Consider the following 26,784-nt stretch of genomic DNA (forward strand, 5'->3'; position numbering starts at 1 on the left):
CGCGATCAGACGCGTTCGAAGACAGTGGTGATACCTTGGCCGAGGCCGACACACATGGTCGCCACCCCCAGGGTACCGCCATTCTGCTTCATGACGTTGAGCAGGGTGCCGGAAATTCGTGCCCCGGAGCAACCGAACGGGTGGCCCAAGGCAATGGCGCCGCCGTGCAGGTTAACCTTCTCATCCATCTTGTCGAGTACTTTCAAGTCTTTCAGCACTGGCAGGGCCTGTGCAGCGAAGGCTTCGTTGAGCTCGATGAAGTCGATGTCGGCCATGGTCAGGCCAGCACGCTTGAGGGCTTTCTGGGTCGACGGCACCGGGCCGTAGCCCATGATTGCCGGGTCGACACCAGCTACCGCCATGGAACGGATGACCGCCAATGGCTGGATACCCAGGTCCATGGCGCGCTGGCCGGACATGACGATCATGCACGATGCACCGTCGGTGATCTGCGACGAGGTACCGGCAGTGACGGTACCGCCTTTCGGGTTGAACGCCGGCTTCAGCGACGCCAGGCCTTCGAGGGTGGTTTCCGGGCGAATGGTTTCGTCGAAATCGAACACCTTCAGGAAGCCGTTCTCGTCGTAGCCCTGCATCGGGATGATTTCATCCTTGAACTTGCCTTCTACCGTGGCCTTGTGGGCCAGCTGGTGCGAACGCAGGCCGAACAGGTCCTGCTGCTCACGGGTGATGCCGTGCATCTTGCCGAGCATTTCCGCGGTCAGGCCCATCATCCCGGAAGCCTTGGCGGCATGCAAGGACAGGTGCGGGTTGGGGTCGACGCCATGCATCATGCTGACGTGGCCCATGTGTTCCACGCCACCGACCACGAATACATCACCGTTGCCGGTCATGATCGCCTGGGCGGCGGTGTGCAGCGCGCTCATCGACGAGCCGCACAGGCGGCTGACCGTCTGCGCCGCGGAGGTGTGCGGGATCTGGGTCATCAGCGAGGCCATGCGGGCGATGTTCCAGCCCTGCTCGAGGGTCTGGTTGACGCAGCCCCAGATCACGTCCTCGACTTCTTTCGGGTCGACCTTGTCGTTGCGTTCCAGCAGCTTGCTGATCAGGTGCGCCGACATGTCTTCGGCGCGGGTATTGCGGTGCATGCCACCCTTGGAGCGGCCCATCGGCGTGCGACCGAAGTCGACAATCACCACGTCTCTTGGATTCAGGCTCATATCAAATCTCTCGCTCTAGCTCGTTGACCGCTCAGTTGAAGAAGCGCTGGCCGTTCTTGGCCATTTCACGCAGCTTCGCGGTCGGGTGGTACAGCGGCCCCAGGTCGGCGTATTGATCGGCCAGGGCAACGAATTCGGCCACACCGATCGAGTCGATGTAGCGCAGCGCACCACCGCGGAAGGGAGGGAAACCAATGCCATAGACCAGGCCCATGTCGGCTTCGGCGGCGGTTTCGACGATGCCGTCTTCCAGGCAGCGCACGGTCTCCAGGCACAGCGGGATCATCATCCAGTTGATGATGTCTTCGTCGGTGACTTCACGCTGCTCGAAGACGATCGGCTTGAGCACGTCGAGCACGGTGGCGTCGGCGACCTTCTTCGGCTTGCCGCGCTTGTCGGTTTCGTAGGCGTAGAAGCCCTTGCCGTTCTTCTGCCCCAGGCGGTTGGCCTCGTAAAGTGCGTCAACGGCCGAGCGGCGCTCGTCCTTCATGCGGTCCGGGAAGCCTTCGGCCATCACGTCGCGGCCGTGGTGGCCGGTGTCGATGCCGACCACGTCCATCAGGTACGCCGGCCCCATCGGCCAGCCGAACTTTTCCATGACCTTGTCGATACGCACGAAATCGACACCGGCGCTTACCAGCTTGGCGAAGCCGCCGAAGTACGGGAACAGCACGCGGTTGACCAGGAAGCCCGGGCAGTCGTTGACCACGATCGGGTTCTTGCCCATTTTCTTGGCGTAGGCCACGGTGGTGGCAACCGCCACTTCACTGGACTTCTCGCCACGGATGACTTCCACCAGCGGCATCATGTGCACCGGGTTGAAGAAGTGCATGCCGACGAAGTTTTCCGGGCGCTTGAGCGCCTTGGCCAGCAGGTTGATGGAAATGGTCGAGGTGTTGGAAGCGAGGATCGCATCGTCCTTCACCTGGGCTTCCACTTCAGCCAGCACGGCCTGCTTGACTTTCGGGTTCTCGACCACGGCCTCGACGACGATGTCGACATTGGCGAAATCGCCATAGGACAGGGTCGGGCGAATGGCGTTGAGTGCCTCGGCCATCTTGGCCGGGGTCAGGCGGCCCTTCTCGACGCGATTGCCGAGCAGCTTGGAGGCCTCGTTCAGGCCCAGCTGGATGGCTTCCTCGCGGATATCCTTCATCAGGATCGGGGTGCCCTTGACCGCCGACTGGTAGGCGATGCCGCCACCCATGATGCCGGCGCCGAGCACGGCGGCCTGCTTCACGTCGTGGGCGATTTCGTCATGCGCCTTGGCCTTGCGCTTGAGTTCCTGGTCGTTGAGGAACAGGCCGATCAGGCTTTCGGCAACCGAGGTCTTGGCCAGCTTGGCGAAGCCTGCGGCTTCCACTTCCAGGGCCTTGTCACGACCGAAGTTGGCAGCCTTCTGGATGGTCTTGATGGCTTCGACCGGGGCTGGGTAGTTAGGGCCGGCCTGGCCGGCGACGAAGCCCTTGGCAGTCTCGAAGGCCATCATCTGCTCGATGGCGTTGAGCTTGAGCTTTTCCAGCTTGGGCTGGCGCTTGGCCTTGTAGTCCAGCTCGCCACTGATGGCGCGTTTGACCAGGTCAAGGGCACCGGCCATCAGCAGTTCAGGCGCGACCACGGCGTCGACGGCACCCACTTTCAGGGCGTCCTCGGCACGGTTTTCCTTGCCGGCGGCGATCCATTCGATGGCGTTGTCCGAACCGATCAGGCGCGGCAGGCGCACGGTACCGCCAAAGCCCGGGTAGATACCCAGTTTGACTTCCGGCAGGCCAATCTTGGCGCTGGTGGACATGACCCGGTAGTCGGCGGCCAGGCACATTTCCAGGCCGCCGCCCAGGGCGATGCCGTTGATGGCGGCGACGGTCGGCACTTCGAGGTCTTCGAAGGCGTTGAAAATGCGGTTGGCTTCCAGGTTGCCGGCGACCAGTTCGGCCTCGGGCAGCTTGAAGTTGTCGACGAACTCGGTGATGTCGGCGCCGACGATGAACACGTCCTTGCCACTGCTGACGATCACGCCCTTGACCGAGGCGTCGGCCTTGATGGCATCGACGGCCTGGCGCAGTTCGTTCAGGGTCAGGCGGTTGAACTTGTTGACGGACTCACCCTTGAGGTCGAACTTGAGCTCGACGATGCCACTTTCAAGAGCCTTAACCGTGATGGCTTTACCTTCGTAAATCATCAACTGATCTCCACGATATGGAAGCTGAACTGTACACGCCGATCGCTGCAGCAAAAGCAGGCCTAGCTGCCCTGCCCCAGGCACACCCGTCAGCGCGCTAGTCGGAAGTATGGCTTGGCGTCATGACATACAAACGCTCAATTCATACGCCCGTTTGATTTGGGTGTGCACACATTCTCCGAAAAGATCGGCGTTGTCAAATGCTCGCGAGCAAGGTGAAAACACGACTTTCCGGTCATTTTGTAGCGTCCTGGTACAAAACATGATGACAGTGATTGCTGACCATTCATGTCGGCGATTGACCATGAACCGCAGAAGAATGCTGCAGCTTTTGCCTTGCGCGGCGACCTCGAACGGCTACACTGGCACTTGCTTGAATGCATACCCGGCCTGCCTGGCCTTTTCTGCGCAGCAGAACGCAAAGCGGCGACTTGGCACCCCACCCCTTCAGGGGATCGGCCAAGCCGCCGCTTTGTCGTTATAGAGGTTTAAGAAGCGCCGCATACCCTTGTAGGAGCAGCCTTGTGTCGCGATCGGGCTGCGCAGCAGCCCCGGCAATCTTTGCTTTTCTCTGATATCCCAGGGGCTGCTGCGCAGCCCGATCGCGACACAAGGCCGCTCCTACAGGGCCCGTGCAAGACAGGTCTCAAGCCAGGGCTTCGAGGACGTGGGCAATATCCTGCAACACAGCGGTATCACCCCGCTCGGTCCAGTACAGCGCGATCATCCGGGCATCGGCCTCGACCTTGTAGACACTCGCCGGCAAGCGTGCCAAGGCCTCCATGAAGCGTGGGTCCTCGCAGGGTTCACGCCACTGGTTCCACCACACCCCCGGGGTGATCTGCCAGAAGCAGAAGCTGTCCTCATGCCCGCGGCGACGGGCCCGGTGGTATTGCGGGCACGGGCTTGGCGGCTCCTTTTCCAGCCAGTGCGGCCACTGCTGCGGCGCCAGCTGCATGGCCAAACCCATGCGCCGAGCCTCCAGGCGCAGCTTCATCTGCTCGCTCTGCTTGCGCGAGGTGCGCAGCCAGGAAAGCGGGCTGAGAATCAGCGCGAGGATTGACACCACCAGCAATACCGTCATATCAGTAGTTCCCATAAAACGTTGCAAATGAGCTGGTTAGCCATTTTTCACGGAAGACCCGCCCGAAAGCGACCATACTTCTTCTATCGCGATTGTCAGGAGTTCCGCTCATGTCCTACGAACATCTTCTGGTCGCCGTCGACCTGACCGAAGAATGCGACCCGGTGATCAAGCGCGCCATGGCGCTGGCCGCGCCGTCGAATGCCAAGGTTTCGCTGGTACACATCGTCGAGCCGATGGCCATGGCGTTCGGCGGCGACGTGCCGATGGACCTGTCGCAGCTGCAACAGCAGCAGTTCGACCAGGCCAAGGAGCGCATGGACCGCCTGTTCAACAAATACCCGGACATCCACCGCGGCGACTCGCACCTGACCTATGGCCAGCCGCGCCAGGAAATCCACCAGCTGGCCAAGGACCAGAAGTGCGACCTGATCGTGGTCGGCAGCCATGGCCGTCATGGCCTGGCGTTGCTGCTGGGGTCCACGGCCAATGACGTGCTGCATGGTGCGCCGTGCGATGTACTGGCGGTGCGGTTGCAGAAGAAGGAATGATTCAACCGGTGCCGGCCTCTTCGCGGGCTTGCCCGCTCCCACAGGTTCTCCACAAGCCTTGAAAGCTGTGGTGATCCTGTGGGAGCGGGCAAGCCCGCGAAATGGCCGGGCCTGGCTAACGCCGATCAGCCTTCCAGCTCGGCCCAGCGCTCCACCAGCACATCCAGCTCACTCTGCAGCTTCTCGATCTTGGCCAGCACTGCCGAGGTTTCCGCAATCGGCCGCTGATAGAAGCCCGCCGCATTCACTTCTTCCTGGGCCTCGGCCATGCGCTGCTCCAGTTCGTCGATCTGCCCCGGCAGCATTTCCAGCTCACGTTGCAGCTTGTAGCTGAGCTTCTTCTTCGAACCCTCGGCCACCTCTGCAACAGGCGCTGGCGCCGGCTTGGCCTCTACCTTCTCCACCACCGCGCTGTTGAGCTCGGACTTGCCGCCCTTGCTCTCGGTCACGCCCAGCAGCTTCGGCGAGCCCCCTTGGCGAATCCAGTCCTCGTAACCACCGACGTATTCACGCACCTTGCCCTCGCCTTCGAACACCAGGGTGCTGGTGACGACGTTGTCGAGGAAGGCCCGGTCGTGGCTGACCATCAGCACGGTGCCCTTGTAGTTGGACAGCACCTCCTCGAGCAGCTCGAGGGTTTCCACGTCCAGGTCGTTGGTCGGCTCGTCAAGCACCAGCAGGTTGGCCGGCTTGCTGAACAGCTTGGCCAGCAACAGCCGTGCCCGCTCGCCACCCGAAAGCGCCTTGACTGGCGTACGGGCACGCTGAGGGCTGAACAGGAAATCGCCCAGGTAGCTCAGCACATGGCGGTTCTGGCCGTCGATCTCGATGAAGTCCCGGCCTTCGGCCAGGTTGTCGATAACGGTCTTTTCCAGATCGAGCTGGTGGCGCATCTGGTCGAAATAGGCCACTTCCAGCTTGGTGCCGCGCTCGACCTTGCCTGCGGTCGGCTCCAGGTCACCGAGCATCAGCTTTAGCAACGTGGTCTTGCCGGTACCATTCGCGCCCAGCAGGCCGATGCGGTCCTCACGCTGCAGGACCATGGAGAAGTCCTTGACCAGCACAGGCCCTTCCGGGTGATGGAAGCTGACGTTCTCCAGCACCATTACCTGCTTGCCGGACTTTTCCGCCGCCTCGATCTGGATGTTGGCCTTGCCCTGGCGCTCGCGGCGTTCGCTGCGCTCCACGCGCAGGGCCTTCAGTGCGCGTACGCGGCCTTCGTTGCGGGTACGGCGGGCCTTGATGCCCTGGCGAATCCATACCTCTTCCTGGGCCAGACGCTTGTCGAACAACGCGTTGGCGGTTTCCTCGGCGGCCAGTGCGGCCTCCTTGTGCACCAGGAAGCTGGCATAGTCGCCGTTCCAGTCGATCAGGCCGCCGCGGTCCAGTTCCAGGATGCGGGTGGCCAGGTTCTGCAGGAACGAACGGTCGTGGGTGATGAACAATACCGCGCCATTGAAGCCGCGCAGGGCCTCTTCGAGCCAGGCGATGGCACCGATGTCCAGGTGGTTGGTCGGCTCGTCGAGCAGCAGCAGGTCGGGCTCCGACACCAGCGCCTGGGCCAGCAGCACGCGACGGCGCCAGCCACCGGACAGTTCGGCCAGGGTCTTGTCGGCCGGCAGCTGCAGGCGGCTGAGGGTGCTTTCCACCACCTGCTGCAGGCGCCAGCCGTCACGGGCTTCCAGCTCGTGCTGGACGTGCATGAGTTTTTCCAGGTCTTCATCACCCTGGATGTTCAGGCTCAGGTGATGGAACTGCGCCAGCAGATCGCCCACACCATCCAGGCCTGCGGCCACCACGTCGAACACCGTGCGCTCGTCGGCCACCGGCAGCTCCTGCGGCAGCTCGCCGATCTTCAGGCCCGGGGCACGCCAGATTTCGCCGTCGTCGCCCTTCTGCTCGCCCTTGACCAGGCGCAGCATGCTCGACTTGCCGGTGCCGTTGCGGCCGATGATGCACACCCGCTCGCCACGAGCGATCTGCCAGGACACTTTGTCCAGCAGCGGCATGGCGCCGAATGCGAGGGACACATCGCTGAATTTGAGCAGGGTCATGTTGGTCTCCATAAATCGGGCGCGCATTCTACCTGACTTGGCCCCCGACGGCATCCGCCTGGTCATCCGGCAAGGGCTTTGCGACATCTGGTCGAACTTAATATCCCGATACAAGCACAGTGCTTTCACCCGCCGCCGGCAAACAGCTAAGCTAAGGCAATAGCTTCCAACAGTGCTGGCTCCGCCGTCACTTCCCCATGGTTCAACTGCCCGGACGTATCATGCGCAGCCGCCTGTTACATATTGCATCCTGCCTGCTGCTCACCGCCGCCACCTGCGCGGCGCAGGCCGCCGATCTTACCCTGCAACGCCAGTACTATGACGAGGCCAAGCGCGCGCTGGCCAAAGGCGACAAAGGCCCGTACCTGCGCTATGCCCAGGCCCTCAGCGACTACCCGCTGACGCCCTACCTGGCCTACGACGAACTCACCGCCCGCCTGAAAACCGCGAGCAACCAGGAAATCGAAGGCTTCCTTGCCAAGCATGGCGACCTGCCCCAGGCCAACTGGATGAAACTGCGCTGGTTGCGCTGGCTGGCCGAACGCGGCGAATGGAACACTTTCGTCAAGTACTACGACCCCAAGCTCAACTTCACCGAACTGGACTGCCTCAACGGCCAGTACCAGCTCAGCCACGGCCTGCGCGCCGAGGGTTTTGCCACGGCCGACAAACTGTGGAACGTCGGCAAGTCGCAGCCGGCTACCTGCGACACACTGTTCGGCATGTGGGCGGCCGAGGGCCAACTGACCGAGGCCAAGCGCTGGCAACGCACCAAGCTGGCGGCCCAGGCGCGCAACTACGGCCTGGCCAACAACCTGGTCAAGACCCTGACCACCCTCGCGCCGCAGGGGCGCCTGCTGGTAGATGTGGCGCAGAAACCCGAGCTGCTCAACCAGCCGTCGCGCTTCACCCCGGCCAACGAAGCCATGTCCGACGTGGTCAGCCTCGGCCTGCGCCGCCTGGCCCGACAGGACCCGGAGCGGGCCATGGCGCTGCTCGACGACTACGCCCAGCGCATGCACTTTTCACGCGACGAGAAGGTGGCCATCGCCCGCGAAATCGGCCTGACCCTGGCGCGCCGCTACGACCCGCGCGCGCTCGACCTGATGACCCGTTATGACCCCGAGCTGCGTGACAACACCGTCAGCGAATGGCGCTTGCGCCTGCTGCTGCGCCTGGGCCGCTGGGAAGACGCCTACGAGCTGACCCGCCGCCTGCCCCAGGACCTGGCCAACAGCAGCCGCTGGAAGTACTGGCAGGCGCGCAGCCTGGAGCTGGCGCAACCGAACAACCCACAGATCCCGCTGCTGTACAAGACCGTGGCGCGCGAACGTGACTTCTACGGTTTCCTCGCCGCCGACCGGGCACAAACCCCTTACCAGCTGAACAACAAGCCGCTGGTGCTCAGCCCGCAGCTGGTCAACAAAGTCCGCAACACCCCGGGCATCCGCCGTGCCCTGGAGTTCCACGCCCGTGGCCAGATCGTCGAAGGCCGCCGCGAGTGGTACCACGTCAGCCGCCACTTCAGCCGCGACGAAATGGTCGCCCAGGCGCGCCTGGGCTACGACCTGCGCTGGTACTTCCCGGCCATTCGCACCATCAGCCAGGCGCAGTACTGGGACGACCTGGACATCCGCTTCCCGATGGCCCACCGCGACACCCTGGTGCGCGAGGCCAAGGTCCGCGGCCTGCATTCGAGCTGGGTCTTCGCCATTACCCGCCAGGAAAGTGCGTTCATGGAGGATGCCCGTTCCCCGGTCGGTGCCAGCGGCCTGATGCAGTTGATGCCGGCCACGGCCAAGGAAACCGCGCGCAAGTTCAGTATCCCGCTGGCATCACCGGCGCAGGTGCTCAACCCGGACAAGAACATCCAGCTGGGCGCGGCCTACCTGAGCCAGGTGCACAGCCAGTTCAACGGTAACCGGGTGCTCGCTTCGGCAGCCTACAATGCCGGGCCGGGACGCGTGCGACAGTGGCTCAAAGGCGCCAAGCACCTGAGCTTCGATGTGTGGGTGGAGTCGATCCCGTTCGACGAAACGCGCCAGTATGTGCAGAACGTACTGTCGTATTCGGTGATCTATGGGCAGAAGCTGAACTCGCCGCAGCCACTGGTGGATTGGCATGAGCGGTATTTCGATGACATGTGATTGCTACTGAGCCTGTGCCGGCCCTTTCGCGGGCTTGCCCGCTCCCACAGGTATTGCACCGGGTTTGAATGCGGTGCAGTACCTGTGGGAGCGGGCAAGCCCGCGAAAGAGCCGGAACAGGCAACACAGCTACTCCAGGATTTCGACCTTCATCCCTACCTCCAACCGCCCACCGCCATCCACCGCCAGGTTCTGCCCGAACAGTACATCCCCCTCCTTCTCGCGAAAGGTCCTGAGTGTGGCCATCGGCTCGCGGTCCTCGGTACGCTCGCCGGTAGCCGGGTCGATGGTGGTAAAGATGCAGCGCACACTGGGCTTGAGCACGCGAAATTCCAGGCTGCCGATACGGATCCGCTTCCACCCATCTTCGGCAAACGGTTCGGCCCCCTGCACCACCAGGTTGGGCCGAAAGCGAAGCACCTCCATGGGCCGGCCGATACGGCGGTCGAGTTCTTCCAGCGATCCCTGGTTGATCAGCAACAACGGGAAACCGTCGGGGAACGCCGCCCGGTCACTGTTGAAGCCATAGCCATTGGGCAGATAACGCGCGCGCTGCTCCGGGCAATACACCAGGCGCACGGCCTTGCCCAGCAACTGGCTGAGCCAGGCCGCCGCCGCATCGCCCGCATCCGGCACACGCAAGGTATCGCGCCAGATGGTCACGCCGCGCAGGGCGTCATCGGTAGGTGGCACAGGTACCCGCAAGGGAGTTTGCCCAGGTGATTCCAGCAGCAACTGGCCGCTGTCATCATCACTTGCCTTGATCTGGCCTAGATGAGGCCAGGCGCGCTGGGTAAGGAAGCGTCCGTTTTCTTCCTCCACCACCATCCAGCGCCGGTCGCCCTGCAACCCCAGCAACCCCACCGGTGAAGCCTGCAGGCGTTGCGCCTGCCCGGACTTCACCGGGTACCGATACAGCTCACTGAGAAACATCCCTGCCGCCTCGCGTCATGCCAAAACGCCAAGCTTATACCCGGCAGGGGCCGGGATCACGCAGTAGCGGCATCCAGCAACAGGCGTTGCTTGACCACGTCGACCAGGCGATCGGGCTGGAACTTGGACAGGAAGTTGTCGCAGCCTACCTTCTTCACCATGGATTCGTTGAAACTGCCCGACAGCGAGGTGTGCAACACCACGTACAGCCGGCGCAAACGGGCATCGCCACGGATCTCGGTGGTCAACCGGTAGCCGTCCATTTCCGGCATCTCGGCGTCGGTGAACACCATCAGCAGCTTCTCGCACACATCCTCACCAGCGTCGGCCCAACCCTTGAGCATGCGCAGCGCCTTCAGACCATCACTGGCCACGTGCAGCTTCACGCCCAGCTGGGACAGGGTGTCGCGCAATTGCGCCAGGGCCACGCTGGAATCGTCCACCAGCAGCACTTCGCGGCCGCGGGCCCGGGCCAGCACCGGATCGGCGAGTTTGTCGCCGGAAACCCGGGCGTTGTAGGGCACGATCTCGGCCAGCACCTTCTCCACGTCGATCACTTCCACCAGCTTGTCATCGACCTTGGTGATGGCCGTCAGGTAATGCTGGCGTCCGGCGCTGGACGGCGGCGGCATGATCGCCTCCCAGTTCATGTTGACGATGCGGTCGACACCGCCCACCAGGAAAGCCTGCACCGAGCGGTTGTATTCGGTGACGATGATGGTGCTGTCCGGCCCCGGCTGCAGCGGGCGCATGCCGATCGCCTGGGACAGGTCGATCACCGGCAGGGTCTGGCCGCGCAGGTTGACTACGCCGCAGACGAAAGCGTGGCGCTGGGGCATCAGGGTCAATTTGGGCAGCTGCAGCACTTCCTGCACTTTGAACACGTTGATCGCGAACAACTGGCGGCCGGCCAGGCGAAACATCAGGATTTCCAGTCGGTTCTCACCCACCAGTTGCGTGCGTTGGTCTACCGTGTCGAGAATGCCAGCCATTGGAAAGCCCCCAGGCTTAAGTCGGAAAAAGTGAAATCAGCCACCCTGTATCGGCGGCTTCACGCACACCTTGACCCTTGCGGGAAAATGCCGTGAAGGCAATTGATATCACTTTACCATCATGCTTTACTGCGGGAAGCGCGGGTGATTCAGCGGGACAGTAAAAGTTCCCCACCTGAGGCCCTTATCAGGGAAACCCTTAGCCACAATCGGGTGAAACCTGATGTTCGCGATATCCTTTAGCCATTAATGTGACGCCATTCTCATTGCATGAATGGAGTCAGGCTTTTGCTAGCTATCGTTTTGGCGTGCCCGTCCCCTGTGCCAGCCCCACGCGCGGGGGCATCATGATGGACAGCGCCTTGTCGTTCGATAACGCCCTGCAGGGTTTCCTGCTGGATGCCCAGGTACTGCTGACCCAGGCCCAGGAATGCCTGCAGCATCTGGAACTGATCGACAACGACCCGGATGCTTGCCACTACCTGGAAAATGCCCTAGACAACCTCGCTCGACAGGCCGCACATCTGGGCCTGCGTGAAATCGCCCATTACACCACCGCCCTGCAGCAGTTGCTGGCACCGGCCTGCCAGGTCGGTTGCCTGCAGCGCGAAGCCCTGCCCGCAGTAGGGGCTTGCCTGACCCTGCTAGCCTGGCAGCTGGAACTGGTCGACCCTTGCACCGGGCGGCTTAACCTGGACATCGGCGAGCAGCTGGTGCTGCTGGGTGAACTGGCCAAGGCCGTGCAGCAAACGTTTGCACAACCTTGCACACCCTGCGATGAGCAAGGCAGCGTATGCATCCACCCGCATTCCGAGACGGCAGGCAGCACGCACTCCGGCCGCTCATCTGCTACCTATTGAACTGGCGCAAAATGCAGCCGGGCACGCTTATTCAGGCCCACCCTGGCCGAATCTGGAAAATTCTCGAGGCTTTTCAGGTTGGGGGGGGCCAAGTTGAATCAACAGCGCACAAGTTCCATGGCAAGTGCCTGTTGCGCGATCAAGCAAAGCGGCACTTTGCCACCCTCCAGCGCCCGCCCCGCCGGCGTTTCATGGCGTTACCCGATCGCGACCAATGCACTGCGAAGTGGTAATATGCACCCCCAAAAACGCTTGCGAGCAGCAAGGTCGCAAGATCATGTGTTTGAAAGAAAAAGGCAAGTACTGCTCCAAAGCCTCTGACATGGATTGTGCAAGGCCTCCATCAGCAATACTTCAGTGGCTTCCCTACCTATGTTTCCACGCTTGAAGACTTCTTCGCGGTGCTGCTCCCGCACTACCCTGCTGCGCTGGGCAACTGTCGGGCTGTGCATGGCCTCGCTGGTCGCCAACCTGTTGCTGTACCTGGCCGATCAGGTGATCCCGGCCAGCCTTCTGGTGCTGCAACTGGTCGCCACACTGGGCGCTACCGTGCACCTGGCCCTGGGTGCCAGGTCGATCAGCCTGCGCCCGGCGGAACTGGCCGAGCGCATGCTCAGAGTCCAGGAAGGCGAGCGCCAGCACCTGAGCCGGGAACTGCACGACGACATCGGCCAGTTGCTCACCGCCGCCAAGCTGCAGCTGCAGTGGCTGCAGAAGCGCATGCCCGACGAGCTGCAAGGCCACTGCGACGCGCTGCGCAGCACGCTGGATGACACCTTGGGCAACGTGCGCGATGTCTCCGCCCTGCTCAACCCGCGGCAGTTGGCCAGCCTGGGCCTGGAAGCCAGCCTGCGCGCACACCTGGTGCGCACCCTGGGCAACAGCGGCGTTCACTGGAGCCTGGCATGCAACCAGCGCCTGGGGGGCATCGACGAGGCCGTGGCCATGGCGGTGTTCCGCATTACCCAGGAAGCCGTGACCAACATGCTGCGCCACGCCCAGGCACGCAATCTGGTCATCCGCCTGCAGCGCACCCCCGAGGGGTTGGCGCTGTCAATCCAAGACGATGGCCGCGGCTTCGTGCCCGCCAGGCAACCGGCCGAAGCAGGCCAGCGGGGCTTGGCCGGTATGCAGGAGCGGGTAACCGCGTTGCAGGGCAGCCTGGACATCACCAGCCAGCTCGGCCTGGGCACGCACATCGAGGCGATGTTCCCATGGCCACCGCGCACTCAGCAACGCGCCAGGAGCACTGCAACCCATGACCTGTAGACTGCTGCTGGTAGACGACCATTCGCTGATTCGCGCCGGTGTGCGCGCACTGGTGTGCGACATTCCCGGCTATGACGTGATCGGTGAAGCCGACGACGGCAGCCAGTTGCTCGAACAGGTGCGCACGCTGGCGCCGGACATAGTCTTGCTGGACATCTCCATGCGCTCGACCAGCGGCCTGGACGCCCTCACCCAACTACGCGCCAGCGGCAGCACCTGCAAAGTGTTGATCCTGTCGATGCACACCGACCCGGACCTGATCATGCGGGCACTGGAAAGTGGCGCCCACGGCTACCTGCTCAAGGACACCAGCGCCACCGAGCTGGAACAGGCCCTGGCCGCGGTGCGCAACGGCGAGCGCTATCTCAGCCCAGCCGTCGCTCATACGGTCATCAACCAGGCGCTGCTGCACACCAGGCAGGGCAAGCAACCAGCTGGCGAGCGGCATAATCTCACGGCGCGACAGCTGGAGATCCTGCGCCTGATCGTGCGTGGCAAGTCCACCCGGGAAATCGCCACCGGCCTGGGCCTGTCGATCAAGACAGTGGAAACCCACCGCTCGCAAGTCATGAAACGCCTGCAAATCCATGACGTGGCCGGCCTGGTGCTGTTCGCCGTGCGCGAGAAAATCATCAGCCTGGACGACTGAGCAACGGAGACCCCTCCGGCAGGTGTAGCCGCAATGCAGCGGGCTTGGCCTGGAAGCGTAACTTTTCGGCCTGCACTGGCTCGCCATCAAGGTTGATGTCCAGCCCCTGCGAGCACTTGATCTCCACCCAGGGCAACCTGGCCCTGACGAACAGACCGTTACCGGCCAACAGCTCACGCAACGTCCCGACCATCTCTTGAGGTGCCGGCAGGATGGCGATATCGAGCAAGCCGTCGTTCACCAGGGCCTCGGGGCACAGCACTTGCCCACCCCCGGCCTGGCGGCCATTGCCGATGCCCAGCGCCAGCAGGTCACCCTGCCAGTCGAAGCCTGGCCCTTGCAGCTCTACCGAGGCGGCCTGCAGTTCGCTGAAGCGCGACAACCCGGTGAACAGGTAGGCGGCCGCGCCCAGTACTTTCTTCAGGTCTTCGGAGGTATTGGCCGTGACCTGGCTGCCAAAACCGCCCGTGGCCATGTTGAGGAACAGCTGGTCGCCGGCCTGGCCCAGGTCTATTGGCCGTGCGGGTATGTTCAGCAAGGCCAGGGCCGTGGCAGGCTCCAGGGGTATGCCGGCGGCCTTGGCAAAATCGTTGGCCGTGCCCAGCGGCAACAACGCCAGGCTGGCCTTGGTACCTGCCAGCCCCATGGCCTCGGCGACATCACGCAGCGTGCCATCCCCGCCTCCGGCGACGATGTGGTCGTAGCCGGCGGCCAGCGCCTCGGTGACCAGGCGCTGGGCGTCACCGGCCTCCCAGGTGACCCGCACATCCAGCACCCAGCCGCTGTCGCGCAGGCCATGCACGGCGCTGCGCACGTCTTCGTTCATGGCCTGCTTGCCATGCAGGATCAGCATTGCCTTGCCCGCTCGCATGTTTGTGCGCCTCCGTGAAGTGATCAACCCAGATCTCGACCCTTTGCAGTCGCGGATCGTTGCATGCGCCCGAAAAAATAGCAGGCCGCTCCCCAGTGCCTGTCAGTTAAGCAATTCGGGGCTGCTTTGCAGCCCCAGTAAAGCCTGTAGAAACCTTAACTGACTGGCATTAGGCCGCTCCCAGTATTTAATTGCGTAGGCCTGTCTTTTCCCACACGCCTGGCAATGCACGGCTATGCTCAGCAGATACACTTTATTGCCACGGACGCGCCCCCGGCAGTGGTTCTACCACTGCTGCCCATGGGCGCGTCTTGCTATCCGCAGCCTTTAGCGAGGATTCCGGGTCATGCGCATTCTCTGGACACTGCCGTACCTGCCCTGGCCAACCACCAGCGGCAGCAAGACCCGGCAATACCACCTGATACGCGCACTGGCACAGCGGGGCCACCGGATTACCCTGCTGGTGCAATCGAAGATCCCCCTTGACGATGCCGCCCGCGAGGCCCTGGAGCCGCTGCTCGAGCGCCTGATCGTGCTGCCCCGACGGCCCCTGCACAGCCCGCTCAACCTGCTGGCCTCGCCGATTATCGCTTACCCCATGCGCGCAATTATCAATGGTCTGGCCCCTTGCCTGCGGCACCGCTTCGAGCAATTGCTGGACGAGCCCTGGGACGTGATCCAGATCGAGCACAGCTACAGCTTCCAGCCCTTCGAAAAAGCCCTGCAGGCACGCGGGCTGCCGTACATGCTTAGCGAGCACACCCTGGAATCAGTGATGGGGGGCGCCAACCACGATCGCCTGCCGCTATGGTTACGCCCGCTCAACGCCTTCGACCGCTGGCGTTATCGACGCTGGGAACAGCGGGTATTGCACCAACCCACCGAACTGGTGGCAGTCAGCGCCCACGATGCCGAATTGATCGCGCAGATCAGCGGGCGCCCGGTGAACGTGGTGGTCAATGGCGTGGACTGTGATTTCTACCAGCATGTGCAACCCGCGCTGCACAGCCAGCGCCTGCTGTTCGTTGGCAACTTCGAGTATGGTGCCAACCTGGAGGCCATCGAATGGGCGCTGGAAGACATCATGCCGCAGGTCTGGATGAGCAACCCGGCGGTGCGCCTGGCGATTGCCGGGCATGCCATGCCGGCCAGCTGGAAACTGCACTGGAACGACCCGCGCATCGAATGGTTCGGCTACCGCCCCGACCTGCGTGAACTGCAGCGGCGCTCGGCACTGTTCTTCGCACCACTGCGCTATGCCGGTGGCTCCAAGGTAAAAATCCTCGAAGCGATGGCCGCCGGCTTGCCGGTAATCACCACTGGCAAGGGCGTTTCAGGCCTGGCCGCGAACAACGGTGAGCACTACCTGGGCAGTGAGGATGGCGACCAGTTGGCGCTGCTGATCACCCAGTTGCTCAACCAGCCCTGGCGCATGAGCCAGTTGAGCGACGCCGGGCGCCAGTTTGCCCGCCAGCGCCACGACTGGAGCGTGGCCGCCCAGCAACTGGAGAACGTGCACATGCGCCTGGCCCTGGCGGCACCGGTCGAGGCCGCGCCGCTGGCCAGTGCCTGGCTGGGCCGCTCAGCCAAGTAGTTCGCTGAAGGGAATGAAGGGCAGGCTGTCACCCTGCTTCGGTGTACTGCCTTCACGCACTTCTACAAGCCCCTCGGCCCAGGCCGCACTGCGCAGTACGCCCGAACTCTGGTTCTTGTAGATGCGCACTTGGCCTTGCTCGATGCGGGCGCGCAGGTACTCGCGGCGCGTGCCAGCCTTGGGCCAGTCAAAGCCGGCCGGCATGTCAAAGCGCAACGGCGTAACATCGGTCACGCCCTGACGCCGCAACAAGTAGGGCCGGGTGAGCAGGCCGAAGGTGACCAGGGTCGAGGCTGGGTTACCCGGCAGGCCGATTACCGGCACGCCCTGGAAGTGGCCGAAGGTCAGCGGCTTGCCCGGCTTGATCGCCAGCTTCCACAAGGCCAGCTCGCCGGCTTCGCGCAGGGCGGCACCGAGGTAGTCGGCCTCACCCACCGAGACACCGCCGGTTGACAGGATCAGGTCGACATCGCCCAGTTCAGCCAGGCAGGTGCGGGTACGTGCCAGGTCATCCGGCAGGATGCCCGCATCAACCACCTCGCAGCCCAGCCGCTGCAACCAGCTGACCAGCAGTCGGCGGTTACTGTTGTAGATCTGCCCCGGCCCCAGCGGCAGGCCAGGTTCGACCAGTTCGTCACCGGTGGACAACACCGCCACCCGCACCTTGCGCACCACATCCAGCCGGCCGTGGCCCAAGGTCGCGGCCAGGCCCAGCTCGATCGGCCCAAGCCGGGTGCCGGCGCTCATCACCTGTTCGCCCTTGCGGGTTTCCTGGCCCTGGGGACGAATGTTCTGCCCGGTCTTCAGCGCTTCGAGAAAGCGTACCCGCCCATCCTCCGCCACTTCGGTGTTTTCCTGCATTTCGACGCAGTCGGCACCTTCGGGCAGCGGTGCCCCGGTGAAGATGCGTGCGCAGGTACCCGGCTGCAGCGGCTGCGGCGCATGGCCGGCGAAAATCCGCTGGCTGACCGGCAGTGGTTCGCCCTGCCAGTCGGCCAGGCGCAGGGCGTAACCGTCCATGGCGCTGTTCGGCCAAGGCGGCAGGTCGAGCGAGGCCACCAGGTGGGTGGCCAGCACACGGCCTTCGGCCTCGGCCAGTGGCAGGTTCTCGGTATCACGGATCGGTGCCGCTTCGGCCAATGCCAGCAGCTGCTCCAAGGCCTGCTCTACCGGCATCAGCGGCCGGGCCTGGGTAACCTCAGCCACGGCTGTCGCAGGCCGCTGCCTGCTTCAGGTGCGGCACGAAGTTGCACGGGCGATGACGGGCGTCCAGCTGCTCGGCGAGGATGCCGTCCCAACCCGTGCGCACCGCGTTGGTCGAACCCGGCAGGCAGCACACCAGGGTGCCGTTGGCCAGCCCGGCCAGGGCGCGGGACTGCACGGTGGAGGTGCCGATGTCGGCCACGGAAATCTGCCGGAACAGCTCACCAAAACCTTCTACCTGCTTGTCCAGCAGGCAGGCCACGGCCTCGGGCGTGCTGTCGCGGCCAGTAAAGCCGGTGCCGCCGGTGATCAGCACTACCTGCACGCTGTCATCGGCAATCCAGGTGGCGACCTGGGCGCGAATCTTGTACAAGTCGTCTTTGAGCAGCACGCGCTCGGCCAGGCGATGGCCAGCCGCGCTCAGGCGGTCGACGAACATCTGGCCGGAGGTATCGGTGTCGAAGGTGCGGGTGTCGCTGACTGTGAGCACGGCGATGTTCAGCGGCACGAAGGGGGTATCTGCCTTGGCTTTCATGGGGGTCCGTCACAAGAAGATGGGATGGCCGCAGTTATAACACAGCACGCGCCCATCACAGCTTGACGCCCGTGGCCCTTGCCCTCGATCAATGCCACAGGTTTGCCGCTATGCTGCACTGTAGACGGAACTTGCGTGGACACCCTGCGTCTTAATGTCATCTAGCACCATCGCACTGGAGAAACACGATGATTCAACGGACCCTACCCGCCTTCCTGCTCGCCTTGGGCCTGGGCGCCCTCGCTGGCTGCGCATCGCCAACCGTCATTACCCTGAACGACGGTCGCGAAATCCAGGCCACCGACACACCGAAGTATGATGAAGACTCCGGCTTCTACGAATTCGAGCAGTTGGACGGCAAGCGCACGCGCCTGAACAAGGACCAGATCCGCACCGTCAAAGAGCTCTGATCGCAGCCTGTTTTTTGCAAAGGCCCTTTTAACAACAAGGGCTTGCGTGCAAAAAAAGTATGCAGTAGGATTTCCTTCATCGGAGTGTAGCGCAGCCAGGTAGCGCGTCTCGTTCGGGACGAGAAGGCCGCAGGTTCGAATCCTGTCTCTCCGACCAAATCCTCGTCAAAAAGCCCGCCTTGTGCGGGCTTTTTGTTGTGCGTTGAAAAGTGCCCTGCCCCAGCGCGCGCGCCCCCTGTAGGAGCGGCCTTGTGTCGCGATGGGCCGCAAAGCGGCCCCAGATTCCGGCATCGCTGATATCGCCGGGGCTGCTTCGCAGCCCTCTCGCGACACAAGGCCGCTCCTACAAAGGGCTGCGTCAAGCGGTCATAACGCTTGCTCGGCCTCCACCGGCACATACAGCAACTGCAGGCGCTCGCTGCTCCATGCCCGGGTCTGGTTGGTCAGCGCCAGGTTGTTGTTCAGCTTTTGCCCATAGCTCGGCACGATTTCCTTGAGCCTGGCCTGCCAGGCTGGCGACTGGATACGGTCCTTGAAGGTCTTTTCCAGCACGGTCAGCATGATCGGCGCCGCTGTCGAGGCACCCGGCGAAGCTCCCAGCAACGCAGCGATGCTGCCGTCCTGCGCCGCCACCACTTCAGTACCGAACTGCAGCACACCGCCCAGGACCGGGTCCTTCTTGATCACCTGCACCCGCTGGCCGGCCTGCAGCAACTTCCAGTCTTCGTTCTTGGCGTTGGGGAAGTACTCGCGCAGCGCGTTCATGCGGTCATCGAAACTGAGCATCAGCTGCCCCATCAGGTAGGTGCTGAGGTCGATGTTGTCGATACCGGCATTGACCATCGGCAGCACGTTGTGGCTGTTCAGCGAGGCGAACATGTCCAGCAGCGAGCCGTGCTTGAGGTACTTGGTGGAGAAGGTGGCGAACGGGCCGAACAGCAGCACCTGCTTGCCATCGATCATCCGCGTGTCCAGGTGCGGTACCGACATCGGCGGCGCGCCAACCGAGGCCTTGCCGTACAGCTTGGCCTGGTGGCGGGCGACCAGGTCGGGGTTGTCGGTCATCAGGAACTGACCACCGACCGGGAAGCCGGCGTAGCCTTCGGCTTCAGGAATGCCCGACTTCTGCAGCAGCTTCAGCGCGCCACCACCGGCACCGATGAACACGAAGCGGGCGTTGACGGCCTTTTCCTCGCCGCCGTTGGCCAGATCGACCACCCGCACATGCCAGGTGCCGTCGTCGTTGCGCACGATGTCACGCACCTCATGACGCAGGTTCAGCGACACATTGGGGTTGCGGGTCATCGCGGCGAACAACTGGCGGGTGATTTCGCCAAAGTTCACGTCGGTACCGATGGCCATGCGCGTGGCGGCGACTTTCTGCCCCGGGTCACGGCCCTCCATCACCAGCGGCGCCCACTTGCGGATCTGCTCGTGGTCTTCCGAGATTTCCATGCCGCGGAACAGCGAGCTGTGCTGCAGGGCGTCGACGCGCTTGTGCAGGAAGGCGACGTTGTCGTCACCCCAGACAAAACTCATGTGCGGCACGTTGTTGATGAACGACTTCGGGTTGCTCAGCACGCCCTGCTCGACCTGGTAGGCCCAGAACTGCTTGGACACCTCGAACTGCTCGTTGACCCCCACGGCCTTGCTGATATCGATATTGCCGTCCTTGCCCACACTGGTGTAGTTCAACTCGCAGAACGCGGAGTGACCGGTGCCGGCGTTGTTCCAGGCATTGGAGCTTTCTTCGGCCACCTGGTCCAAGCGCTCGTAGACGTCGATCTTCCAGGAGGGCTCCAGCTCGGTGAGGTAGGTACCCAGGCTGGCACTCATGATGCCACCGCCGATCAGCAGCACGTCGACGGTCTTTTCCGGTTCCGCGGGTTTGGAGCAGCCGATGACGCCCAGGCAGAGGAACGTCAGCAGGAATTTCTTCATTGATGTTATCCAGTTGTTGTGTACACGCGCGCCGCCTTGAGCAGGGAACGTGCCAACTGGGTCTGGAGCAGTGAATACAGGGGGCGGGCGACGGGGAGCATGGCGACAATCCGCCAGGGGGGCCGGATGCACTGCAATGAAATGGCGGATTTCCCCGCCTTGCGCTGCCCTTGTAGGAGCGGCCTTGTGTCGCGATGGGCTGCAAAGCAGCCCCCTGCGATATCAGCACTGTTGCCGAGACATTGGGGCCGCCTTGCGGCCCATCGCGACACAAGGCCGCTCCTACAGGGACCGCGTCAGGCATGACAGGGCATCAGGCGCTGAGGCGGGAGGTGACTTCACCCAGCTGCCCCGACAACCCATGCAGGCGCTGCCCCGCCTGTTCGGTATGCTGCACCGCCTGCTGGTTGGCCGTGGCGATGCGGGTGATTTCGATCAGGTTGCAGGAGATGTCCTCGGCCACGCTGGTCTGCTCTTCGGCCGCCGTGGCGATCTGCCGGTTCATGTCGCGGATCGCTTCCACTGCCAGGGTGATGCGCTGCAGCATCTGCCCGGCCTGCTGCACCTGCTCGGCACCCTCCTCGCTGCGCTGCTGGCCGCTTTCGATGGCCTTGACCGCCTCCACCGCCCCCGACTGCACCGCCTCGATGATCTGGTGGATCTCGGCGATCGACGCCGCCGTGCGCTGGGCCAGGCTGCGCACTTCATCGGCGACGACCGCAAAACCTCGCCCGGCCTCGCCAGCACGGGCCGCTTCGATGGCCGCGTTGAGCGCCAGCAGGTTGGTCTGCTCGGCAATGCCGCGGATCACTTCAAGGACTTTGCCAATGCGCGCGCTGTCATGCTCAAGGTCGCGAATCACCGCCGCCGTGCCAGCAATTTCGCGGTTGACCACGCCGATGATGTCGATGGTCTGCTGCATCACCTGCTCGCCCGCCTGGGCACTGTGATCGGCGTCGTCCGCAGCGCGGGCGGCCTCCGCGGCGTGGCGGGCGACTTCCTGGGCAGTGGCGGACATCTCGTGCATGGCCGTGGCCACCTGGTCGGTGCGCTGGAACTGGTCGTGGGTACCACGGGCCATGTCGCCGGCGATGCTGCGCAGCTGGCCGCTGGCGCCTTCCAGTTCCTGGGCGTTGTCCTGCAGCCGGCCGACCGTGTCGGCGAGGAAATCGCGCAGGGTGTTGGCGGCCCGCGCCAGGCGGCCCAGTTCGTCCTCACGGCGGCTGTCTACCCGGGCGGCAAAGCGGCCCTGGCTCAGCTGCGCGACATACTCGATCAACTGGCGGATCGGCTCGATCAGGCTGCGGTTGACCAGCCACAGGCTGAGCAGCCCCACCAGCACGGCCGAGGCCAGCATCACCAGCAAGCCCAGCCATACCGTGCGCTCGGCGCCGGCACTGAGGCTGGCGGCGTGCTGACGGGCATCGGCACGCAGTTGCTCGACCAGTTCGCTCATCTGCTCGCTGACGGCGCGGTCCACGCCCTTGACCGCCAGATCGCCGGCCACCGGGTCGCCGCCCGCCGCCTGGAATGTCTGGCGCCCCTGCGCATAGGCCTGGCCCAGCTGCCGGTGGCTGTCACGCAGTTGCTGCAGCGGCGCCTTGAGCCTGGCGTCGCTGCTGTCGATCAATTGCCCGAGCAGTTGCTGCACCTGCTGCTCGCGAGCCTGGAACTGCTGCCAGTACTTGTCCATGTCAGCCGGCTGGCGCCCGCGCAACAACACGTTCTTCCACTCCTGCACCTGGATCTTGAACTGCAGGTTGGCTTCGTCGATCAACTGCGAGGCCCGCAGCGGCCCGTCGACCAGCTCGGCGTAGCCGCGCACGCTGGACGAAAGGAACTGGAAGCACACCAGGGCGATCAGCAACATCGCCACCAGACTGCCGCCGAGCAGGGAGAGAATTTGCACTCTGAGGGATTTACGCAACATCTTGGATCTCGGAAAGCAGGAGGAAGACCGGAGGGCCGCGCAAGCTGGCAACAAGGCGCAACGCAGCCCGGTTGCGGGCAGGCCAAAAAAAGGCTGCCATCAAGCAATGGCAGCCAGGTCGAGCACTTACGCAACAGTTGGGCTAAATACTCTCAGGCAAATACTACAGAAATGTTACAAGGCCACTGCAGCTACCCCGTGGTGAACTGCAAGGCCGCCAGCCGCGCATACAGCGGGCTCTCTTCGATCAACTGGCGATGCGTCCCCACCGCCACCAGCCGGCCCTTGTCGATGACCGCGATACGGTCGGCATGCTGGACCGTAGCCAGACGATGGGCGATCACCAGTGTGGTGCGCCCGGCCATCAGGCTGGGCAGCGCCTGCTGGATCAGGTGTTCGCTTTGTGCGTCGAGTGCGCTGGTGGCTTCGTCCAGCAACAGGATCGGCGCATCGACCAGCAACGCACGGGCAATGGCCAGGCGCTGCCGCTGCCCGCCGGACAAGCCGATGCCGCCCTCGCCCAGCTGTGTCTGGTAGCCCTGCGGCAATTGCCGGATGAATGCGTCGGCATGGGCACCCCGGGCGGCTGCCTCGACCTCGGCCAGGGTCGCCTCGGGCCGGCCATAGCGGATGTTGGCCTCGACCGTGCCGCGAAACAGCGAGGGGTTCTGTGCCACCAGGGCGAACTGCTGGCGCAGGTGATCGGGGTCGAGTTCGGTGATCGCCCGGCCATCGAGCAGGATGCGCCCCTGCTGGGGGTCGTAGAAGCGCAGCAACAAATCGAACAAGGTCGACTTGCCCGCCCCCGACGGGCCCACCAGCGCCACGGTCTGCCCCGGCTCGATGGTCAGGCTCAGGCCATCGACAGCCGCCACCGAGGGCCGTGACGGGTAGGCGAACACCAACTGCTGCAGCTCGATACGCCCACTGGCCCGCTGCTGCGGCAGCACCTGCGCCACGCCGGGCGGCAGGATTGCACTGCGCGCCGCCAACAGTTCGGCAATGCGCTCGGCGGCGCCCGCCGCCCTTTGCAACTCGCCGATCACCTCGCTGAGGGTGCCGAAGGCACTGCCGACGATCAGGCTGTAGAACACGAACGCGGCCAGTTCGCCCGCGGAAATGCGTCCGGCGATCACGTCCATGCCGCCAACCCACAACATCACCCCCACCGCTCCCAGAACCAGCACGATCACCAGGGTGATAAGCCAGGCGCGCTGGGCAATCCTCTGCCGGGCCACGGCAAACGCCGCTTCGACCGTACCGGCGAACAGCTCGCGGTCATGCGCCTGGTGGTTGTAGGCCTGCACGGTCTTGATCTGCCCGAGTGTCTCGGCCACATAGCTGCCCACATCGGCTACCCGGTCCTGGCTCTGCCGCGACAGGCTGCGTACCCGGCGGCCAAACAGCAGGATCGGCGCCAGCACCAGCGGCAGGGCCACCACCACGATGCTGGTGAGCTTGGGATTGGTGATAAACAGCAACACCACACCACCGATGACCATCAGCGCGTTGCGCAGGAACATCGACAGCGAAGAGCCGATTACCGATTGCAGCAAGGTGGTGTCGGCGGTCAGGCGCGACTGGATCTCGGAGCTGCGGTTGTCTTCGAAAAACCCGGGATGTAAGCCGATCAGGTGGTCGAACACGGCTCGACGGATATCGGCCACGCAGCGCTCGCCGATCCACGACACCAGGTAGAAGCGGCTGAAGGTACCCACCGCCAGGGCCAACACCAGCAGCAGGAACAGGCCGATGGTCTGGTTGAGCTGATGCGCGGAGCGGGTCATGAAGCCCTGGTCCACCAGCAGGCGGATGCCCTGGCCCATGGACAGGGTGATGGCGGCGGTGACTATCAGGGCCAGCAAGGCAAGCATCACCTGGCGACGGTAAGGACGGACAAACTGCCAACCCAGGCGCAAGGCGCGGCGTTGACGTGGGGAAACCGATTCGGGCATGGCGCTGACCACAATGGTGGGAAACCGCAGCCTACCACTCATCCACGCCTGTGGAACCCTTGCAGGGTTGCTATAGCCTATCGGTCTAACCAGGCTATGGAGCTTTACTGCCGTTTCTGTTGGACTGTGCCTGCCGTGACCCTGCAGGTACTGTCACAGGCCAGTCACGGCACAGGGTTAACCTGCGCTTGAACCTGATGAGGAGACAATACATGAGCTTGCAGCATGGCAGCGACAACCAGAAGCCCCGGACCACACCACCGCCGCAGGTGTGCGGTTCGATCATCGATGCGAAGGGGCGCGAAGTACCGATCACCGAGCAGATGATCCAGCAGGCCTGCAAGGCCCTGGAAGAAAGCCGGGTCGAGCGCGTACGCAAAGGTTGATCGGCGAATTCCTTGCAACCCGGCGCTTGCGCCGGGTTTTTATTTGCCTTGGATAATCCTGACAGACCAGCTCAACCTTCTTCGCGGGCTCGCCCGCTCCCACAGGTCCCCACCTTAGGGTCTGTGTGGTCCCTGTGGGAGCGGGCAAGCCCACGAAAGGGCCGGTACAAGGTTCGAAAAGATGGTAAATCTTACCCTTCCCACTCGCTCCTTCTGTGGGTTTGGGGGTGGTGTGGGGGGGAGCGGGCAAGCCCGCGAAGAGGCCGGTACAGGTTTCGAAAGGCTGTCAGACCAACACCCCACCCAAGGCACTGACCAGCTGCGCCAACTGCGGCGACTCCCCGCGCACGCGCACCGCCAGCCCCTCGATCTCGCGCCGTGGCGGGTACTGCTTGCGCAACTGGTCGAACGCTGCGCGCTGCTGCTGCGGGTCGTCGCTGAGGCTGCGGCGGAAATCGGCATCGTCGCGGCGTGGGTCGTACACTGCGCGGCAAAGGGTGGCCAAGGCCCAGGCCGGGTCGGTGCTGGCATCCAGTTCGATCTGCGCCAGCGGTGGTCGGGGCAGCAAGTCGGCCAGTTGCACCTGTTCATCCACACCGAGGAAGCGGCACAGCGCCTGGTAGATCTGCGCCGTACCACGCTGGCGGCCGTCAAGGCTGTAGCCGGCAATGTGCGGCGAAGCCAATGTGCACAGGTCGGCCAGTTGCAGGTCGACCTGCGGCTCACCCTCCCACACATCCAGCACCGCATGCAGGTCTTCGCGGTCCAGCAGCAATTCGCGCAGGGCGGCGTTGTCCACTACCGGGCCACGGCTGGCGTTGACCAGCCAGGCACCCGGGCGCAACTGTGCCAGCTGCGCCTGGCCCAGCAGGTGCCAGGTCGGGTGGTCGCCGCCACGCTGCAAGGGGGTGTGCAGGCTGATCACATCGCACTGTTTCAGGATGGTCTCGAGGCTGACGTAGTCACCGCCCTCGGCGGCCTGGCGCAGCGGGTCGCATACCAGTACCTTCCAGCCAAGGCCGTGCAGCACCCGCACCAGGCGGCCACCCACCTCACCCGCGCCCACTACGCCATACACGCGCTCGGGCAGTGCCACGCCATCCAGCTCGGCCAGGGTCAGCAGGCTGCCCAGCACATAATCGACCACGCCGCGGGCATTGCAGCCCGGTGCGCTGCTCCAGTGGATGCCGGCTTCGGCAAAGTAGTTCAGATCGAGGTGGTCGGTGCCGATGGTGCAGGTGCCGACGAAGCGCACGCGGCTGCCTTCGAGCAACTGGCGGTCGACCTTGGTCACCGAGCGCACCAGTAGAATGTCGGCGTCCCTTACGCTGGCGGCATCGAGGCTTCGGCCGGGGTAACGGCGGATTTCGCCGAAACCCTGGAAGAATGCATCGAGCAGCGGGATGTTCTCGTCGGCAACTATCAGCATGGCGCTCTCCTGTCTGGGGAACGCAGTGTAGGCGCAACGCCAGACGTGTTCCAGAGCGGTTCAGTCGGCTTTCTTGCGAATCCAGTACAGGAAGGTACCGGCGTCTTCCTGCTGCTGCAGCAGTTCGTGGCCGAGGAAGTTGCAGAACTTGGGGATATCGCGGCGGGTCGAGGGGTCGGTGGCGATGACCTTGAGCAGGCCGCCAGCGGCCAGGTTGCGCACGTGCTGGTGCAGCATCATTACCGGTTCCGGGCAGTTCAGGCCGGTGGCGTCGAGGATGGCGTCAGGGGTGAAATCGGTCATGGGGGGCTCCGCAAATGATCGCTATTGTCGCGCATCGCGCGACGTGGTCCAAGCACCGCCTGTGAAGACGCGCCCTGCTCCTGCTCCTGCTCCTGCTCCTGCTCCTGCTCCTGCTCCTGCTCCTGCTCCTGCTCCTGCTCCTGCTCCTGCTCCTGCTCCTGCTCCTGCTCCTGCTCCTGCTCCTGCTCCTGCTCCTGCTCCTGATCTTGATCTTGATCTTGATCTTGATCTTGATCTTCGCGACTTCAGGAGGCCGAGCAGAGGGCTTGCGGAGGGAGGTGACGGGCATGGATGCCCGTCAAGCGCTGAGGCCCCATGGATGGGGCCT

22 protein-coding genes, 1 tRNA gene and 1 pseudogene are annotated in these 26,784 nt (G+C 63.7%); 9 read left to right on the plus strand and 15 right to left on the minus strand.

The window, feature by feature from the left end; translation table 11 throughout:
* Nucleotides 1-5 precede the first annotated feature (5 nt).
* From fadA to ACLCGK_RS17710, 3 genes are all read right to left on the minus strand, one after another.
* Complete coding sequence (gene fadA, locus ACLCGK_RS17700) at nt 6-1,181, minus strand: acetyl-CoA C-acyltransferase FadA (RefSeq protein WP_013971712.1); 1,176 nt, start codon at nt 1,179-1,181, stop codon at nt 6-8.
* A gap of 31 nt (nt 1,182-1,212) precedes the next feature.
* Nucleotides 1,213-3,360, minus strand: coding sequence for a fatty acid oxidation complex subunit alpha FadB (fadB, locus tag ACLCGK_RS17705; protein ID WP_023661155.1), 2,148 nt, complete (start codon nt 3,358-3,360; stop codon nt 1,213-1,215).
* 646 nt (nt 3,361-4,006) lie between these two features.
* Nucleotides 4,007-4,444, minus strand: coding sequence for a hypothetical protein (locus ACLCGK_RS17710; RefSeq protein WP_015269528.1), 438 nt, complete (start codon nt 4,442-4,444; stop codon nt 4,007-4,009).
* Nucleotides 4,445-4,554: 110 nt separating this feature from the next.
* Between ACLCGK_RS17710 and ACLCGK_RS17715 the strand changes: the two genes are divergently transcribed.
* Nucleotides 4,555-4,995 carry a universal stress protein gene (locus ACLCGK_RS17715; RefSeq protein ID WP_013971709.1) on the plus strand — a complete coding sequence of 147 codons (441 nt, stop codon included), beginning with the start codon at nt 4,555-4,557 and terminating at the stop codon, nt 4,993-4,995.
* Nucleotides 4,996-5,120: 125 nt separating this feature from the next.
* On the opposite strand, the gene ACLCGK_RS17720 is transcribed toward ACLCGK_RS17715, so the two are convergent.
* Nucleotides 5,121-7,049, minus strand: coding sequence for an ATP-binding cassette domain-containing protein (locus ACLCGK_RS17720; RefSeq protein ID WP_264209835.1), 1,929 nt, complete (start codon nt 7,047-7,049; stop codon nt 5,121-5,123).
* Nucleotides 7,050-7,270: 221 nt separating this feature from the next.
* Between ACLCGK_RS17720 and ACLCGK_RS17725 the strand changes: the two genes are divergently transcribed.
* Nucleotides 7,271-9,196, plus strand: coding sequence for a transglycosylase SLT domain-containing protein (locus ACLCGK_RS17725; RefSeq protein WP_015269526.1), 1,926 nt, complete (start codon nt 7,271-7,273; stop codon nt 9,194-9,196).
* A gap of 129 nt (nt 9,197-9,325) precedes the next feature.
* Here the strand turns inward: ACLCGK_RS17725 and ACLCGK_RS17730 are convergent, their stop codons facing one another.
* Both ACLCGK_RS17730 and ACLCGK_RS17735 read right to left on the minus strand, forming a co-directional pair.
* Nucleotides 9,326-10,129: an MOSC domain-containing protein gene (locus ACLCGK_RS17730; protein WP_410952569.1), complete on the minus strand. Its 804-nt coding sequence runs from the start codon at nt 10,127-10,129 to the stop codon at nt 9,326-9,328.
* A 56-nt stretch (nt 10,130-10,185) separates the two neighbouring features.
* Nucleotides 10,186-11,121: a chemotaxis protein CheV gene (locus ACLCGK_RS17735; RefSeq protein ID WP_013971705.1), complete on the minus strand. Its 936-nt coding sequence runs from the start codon at nt 11,119-11,121 to the stop codon at nt 10,186-10,188.
* 350 nt (nt 11,122-11,471) lie between these two features.
* On the opposite strand from ACLCGK_RS17735, the gene ACLCGK_RS17740 reads away from it, so the two are divergent.
* From ACLCGK_RS17740 to ACLCGK_RS17750, 3 genes are all read left to right on the plus strand, one after another.
* Nucleotides 11,472-11,981 carry a histidine kinase gene (locus ACLCGK_RS17740; protein ID WP_367245549.1) on the plus strand — a complete coding sequence of 170 codons (510 nt, stop codon included), beginning with the start codon at nt 11,472-11,474 and terminating at the stop codon, nt 11,979-11,981.
* Nucleotides 11,982-12,353: 372 nt separating this feature from the next.
* Nucleotides 12,354-13,250, plus strand: a complete 897-nt coding sequence (locus ACLCGK_RS17745; protein WP_410952570.1) for a sensor histidine kinase — start codon at nt 12,354-12,356, stop codon at nt 13,248-13,250.
* Nucleotides 13,240-13,899 (plus strand): response regulator, encoded by a 660-nt coding sequence (locus ACLCGK_RS17750; RefSeq protein WP_013971702.1) that lies wholly within the window; start codon nt 13,240-13,242, stop codon nt 13,897-13,899. The genes ACLCGK_RS17745 and ACLCGK_RS17750 overlap by 11 nt, the downstream gene beginning before the upstream one ends.
* On the opposite strand, the gene yegS is transcribed toward ACLCGK_RS17750, so the two are convergent.
* Nucleotides 13,883-14,770, minus strand: a complete 888-nt coding sequence (yegS, locus tag ACLCGK_RS17755; protein WP_367245546.1) for a lipid kinase YegS — start codon at nt 14,768-14,770, stop codon at nt 13,883-13,885. The genes ACLCGK_RS17750 and yegS overlap by 17 nt on opposite strands.
* Nucleotides 14,771-15,116: 346 nt before the next feature.
* Here yegS and ACLCGK_RS17760 point away from each other — a divergent pair, with 346 nt between their 5' ends.
* Nucleotides 15,117-16,364: a glycosyltransferase family 4 protein gene (locus ACLCGK_RS17760; RefSeq protein WP_015269519.1), complete on the plus strand. Its 1,248-nt coding sequence runs from the start codon at nt 15,117-15,119 to the stop codon at nt 16,362-16,364.
* On the opposite strand, the gene glp is transcribed toward ACLCGK_RS17760, so the two are convergent.
* Nucleotides 16,353-17,540 (minus strand): gephyrin-like molybdotransferase Glp, encoded by a 1,188-nt coding sequence (gene glp, locus ACLCGK_RS17765; protein WP_410952574.1) that lies wholly within the window; start codon nt 17,538-17,540, stop codon nt 16,353-16,355. The genes ACLCGK_RS17760 and glp overlap by 12 nt on opposite strands.
* 22 nt (nt 17,541-17,562) lie before the next feature.
* Nucleotides 17,563-18,102 (minus strand): molybdenum cofactor biosynthesis protein B, encoded by a 540-nt coding sequence (moaB, locus tag ACLCGK_RS17770; RefSeq protein WP_013971698.1) that lies wholly within the window; start codon nt 18,100-18,102, stop codon nt 17,563-17,565.
* A gap of 188 nt (nt 18,103-18,290) precedes the next feature.
* Here moaB and ACLCGK_RS17775 point away from each other — a divergent pair, with 188 nt between their 5' ends.
* The gene (locus tag ACLCGK_RS17775) at nt 18,291-18,512 is read left to right on the plus strand and encodes a YgdI/YgdR family lipoprotein (RefSeq protein WP_013971697.1); all 222 of its coding nucleotides are present in this window, start codon (nt 18,291-18,293) and stop codon (nt 18,510-18,512) included.
* Between the two features lie 80 nt (nt 18,513-18,592).
* A tRNA-Pro gene (locus ACLCGK_RS17780) sits at nt 18,593-18,669 on the plus strand.
* A gap of 209 nt (nt 18,670-18,878) precedes the next feature.
* Here ACLCGK_RS17780 and mqo read toward each other — a convergent pair.
* The 4 genes and pseudogenes from mqo to ACLCGK_RS17800 all read right to left on the minus strand — a co-directional run bounded on the left by mqo (nt 18,879) and on the right by ACLCGK_RS17800 (nt 24,338).
* Nucleotides 18,879-20,453, minus strand: coding sequence for a malate dehydrogenase (quinone) (mqo, locus tag ACLCGK_RS17785; RefSeq protein ID WP_410952571.1), 1,575 nt, complete (start codon nt 20,451-20,453; stop codon nt 18,879-18,881).
* Nucleotides 20,454-20,766: 313 nt separating this feature from the next.
* A complete protein-coding gene (locus ACLCGK_RS17790; protein ID WP_371264026.1) occupies nt 20,767-21,534 on the minus strand; it encodes a methyl-accepting chemotaxis protein in 768 nt (255 codons plus the stop codon).
* A 165-nt stretch (nt 21,535-21,699) separates the two neighbouring features.
* Nucleotides 21,700-22,383 (minus strand): annotated as a pseudogene (locus tag ACLCGK_RS17795) (methyl-accepting chemotaxis protein); the annotation flags it as partial.
* Nucleotides 22,384-22,574: 191 nt separating this feature from the next.
* Nucleotides 22,575-24,338: an ABC transporter transmembrane domain-containing protein gene (locus tag ACLCGK_RS17800; protein WP_410952572.1), complete on the minus strand. Its 1,764-nt coding sequence runs from the start codon at nt 24,336-24,338 to the stop codon at nt 22,575-22,577.
* 212 nt (nt 24,339-24,550) lie between these two features.
* On the opposite strand from ACLCGK_RS17800, the gene ACLCGK_RS17805 reads away from it, so the two are divergent.
* Complete coding sequence (locus ACLCGK_RS17805; RefSeq protein WP_013971693.1) at nt 24,551-24,724, plus strand: PA1571 family protein; 174 nt, start codon at nt 24,551-24,553, stop codon at nt 24,722-24,724.
* A gap of 286 nt (nt 24,725-25,010) precedes the next feature.
* Here ACLCGK_RS17805 and pdxB read toward each other — a convergent pair whose 3' ends face one another.
* Both pdxB and tusA read right to left on the minus strand, forming a co-directional pair.
* Nucleotides 25,011-26,153 (minus strand): 4-phosphoerythronate dehydrogenase PdxB, encoded by a 1,143-nt coding sequence (gene pdxB / locus ACLCGK_RS17810; protein WP_410952573.1) that lies wholly within the window; start codon nt 26,151-26,153, stop codon nt 25,011-25,013.
* A gap of 60 nt (nt 26,154-26,213) precedes the next feature.
* Nucleotides 26,214-26,456: a sulfurtransferase TusA gene (tusA, locus tag ACLCGK_RS17815; RefSeq protein WP_003248727.1), complete on the minus strand. Its 243-nt coding sequence runs from the start codon at nt 26,454-26,456 to the stop codon at nt 26,214-26,216.
* Nucleotides 26,457-26,784: the final 328 nt, after the last annotated feature.

It is taken from the genome of Pseudomonas sp. S1(2024), assembly GCF_046557535.1.